Origin of the sequence: Saccharomonospora halophila 8 (genome assembly GCF_000383775.1) — a bacterium.
GTDB classification, from domain to species: Bacteria; Actinomycetota; Actinomycetes; order Mycobacteriales; family Pseudonocardiaceae; genus Saccharomonospora; species Saccharomonospora halophila.
Window position 1 is genome coordinate 2,527 of the sequence record NZ_KB912505.1, and the last position, 2,441, is coordinate 4,967.

Genomic DNA, 2,441 nt, shown 5'->3' on the forward strand with positions numbered 1-2,441 from the left:
GGCCGGCGCGGGCCGGCGCGGGCCGTCCCGGTCGGGTGAGCGGGGTGACGGGGCCACCCCGGCCCGGCGTCGTGCGGACCGGGGCGAACTACGCTCCAGCCGTGTCCAAGTTCGCTACCGCCACGAAGCGGGTCCTGTTGGGCAGGCCGTTTCGCAGCGACCGGCTGCCGCGCACCCTGTTGCCCAAACGGGTCGCGCTGCCGGTGTTCTCCTCCGACCCGCTGTCGAGCATGGCCTACGCCCCGGAGGAGATTCTGCTGATGCTCTCGCTCGCGGGAGCGGGAGCCTATGTGTACAGCCCGTGGGTCGGGGGCGTGGTCGCCTTCGTGCTGCTCATCGTGGTGGCGTCCTACCGGCAGAACGTGCGCGCCTACACGGCGGGCGGCGGCGACTACACCGTGGCGACGGTCAACCACGGGCCCCGGCTCGGCCTGGCCGTCGGGGCGGCGCTGACCGTCGACTACATCCTGACGGTCGCGGTGTCCATCTCGTCGGCGACGGCGAACATCGGGTCGGCCGTGCCGTTCGTCGCCGAGCACAAGGTCGAGTTCGCCGTCCTCGCCATCGTGCTGCTGGCCGCGATGAACCTGCGCGGGGTCCGGGAGAGCGGCACGCTGCTGGCGTTCCCGGTGTACGCGTTCGTGGCCGGCATTCTCGGGATGATCGTCTGGGGCGCGGTGCGCACCGTCGTGTTCGGCGACGAGCTGCGCGCCGAGAGCGCGGACCTCGAGCTGGCCACCGAGACCGGCGCGGTGGCCGGGCTCGGGCTGGTCTTCGTGATCCTGCGTGCGTTCTCCTCGGGCAGTGTCGCGCTCACCGGTGTGCAGGCCATCGCGAACGGGGTGCCCGCCTTCCGCAAGCCGCGCGGCCGCAACGCCGCGACCACACTGCTGTGGATGGGCGCGCTGGCGGTGACCATGTTCCTCGGGTTGCTGTTCCTCGCCGAGGCGACCGGCGTGGTGCTGGCCGAGGACCCGGAGACCCAGCTGGTCGGCGCGCCGGACGGGTACGAGCAGAAGACCCTGGTCGCCCAGCTCGCCGGGGCGGTGTTCAGCGGCTTCGCCCCCGCCGTGTGGTACGTGATCGTCATCACCGGGCTGGTGCTCGTGCTCGCGGCCAACACGGCGTTCAACGGGTTCCCGGTGCTCGGCTCGACGCTGGCGCAGGACCGGTTCCTGCCCCGCCAGTTGCACACCCGCGGCGACCGGCTCACGTTCAGCAACGGCATCCTGCTGCTGGCCGGACTCGCCGTCGTCCTGGTGATCGGGTTCGAGGCCGAGGTCACCGACCTGATCCAGCTCTACATCGTCGGTGTCTTCGTGGCGTTCGTGCTCAGCCAGAGCGGCATGATCCGGCACTGGAACCGGGCGCTGGCCGAGGAGACCGACCCGCACGCCCGGCGGCAGATGCGCCGGGCGCAGGTGATCAACACGATCGGGCTGGTCACCACCGCCTCGGTGCTGGTGGTCATCCTGGTGACCAAGTTCCTGGCCGGGGCGTGGATCTCGCTGGTGGCGATGGCGGCGATCTACCTGCTGATGCGCACCATCCGGAAGCACTACGACCGGGTGTCCGAGGAGCTCGCCGAGACCGAGCAGGAGGTGACGCTCCCGGCCCGCAACCACGCGATCGTGTTGGTCTCCCAGCTCCACCGCCCGGCCCTGCGGGCGCTCACGTACGCCAAGGCCACCCGGCCGGACATGTTGGAGGCCGTGACCGTCAACGTCGACGACACCGAGACGCGCGCGCTCCAGCGGCAGTGGAACCGGCGCGGCATCTCGATCCCGCTGAAGGTCGTCGAGTCGCCCTACCGGGAGGTGACCCGGCCGGTGCTGGACTACGTGCGGCGGGTGCGGGGCGACCGGCCCCGGGACGTGGTCACCGTGTTCATCCCCGAGTACGTCGTGGGACGCTGGTGGGAGCAGTTGCTGCACAACCAGACGGCGCTGCGGCTCAAGGGCAGGCTGCTGTTCCAGCCGCGCGTGATGGTCACCAGCGTGCCGTGGCAGCTGGAATCGTCCCGGCGGCGGTCGCGCCGCGCCGAACGCCGTCGTCGTCGCCCCGTCGCGGGCGACGTGCGGCGCGGGCTGCACGACTCCGGGGCGACGACGGACACCCGTGGGCAACGGGACACGACCGGGGAGAACGGCGACGGGAGCGCGGGCCGGTGACACTGGACTGGACGGGACGCAGGGTCGAGATCGAGGTCGGCGCCGTGGCCCACGGTGGGCACTGCGTGTCCCGGGTGGAGGGTCGGGTCGTGTTCGTGCGGCACGCACTGCCCGGGGAGCGGGTGCTGGCCGAGATCACCGAGGACCACGGTGGTTCCTACTGCCGTGCCGACGCGGTGTCGGTGCTGACCTCCGCACCGGACCGGGTCGAGCCGCCGTGCCCGGTCGCCCGGCCGGGACTGTGCGGCGGGTGCGACTGGCAGCACGCCG

Annotated in this window: 2 protein-coding genes; both read left to right on the forward strand. The window is 72.0% G+C overall.

All coding sequences use genetic code 11. The annotated features are described in order from the left end of the window. The first annotated feature begins 101 nt into the window (after positions 1-101). A complete protein-coding gene (locus SACHA_RS0105945) occupies positions 102-2,171 on the forward strand; it encodes an APC family permease (RefSeq protein WP_019807946.1) in 2,070 nt (689 codons plus the stop codon). Next, positions 2,168-2,441 (forward strand): TRAM domain-containing protein (locus SACHA_RS20540; protein WP_039738114.1); only part of this gene is annotated, 274 nt, incomplete at its 3' end. The genes SACHA_RS0105945 and SACHA_RS20540, both read left to right, overlap by 4 nt.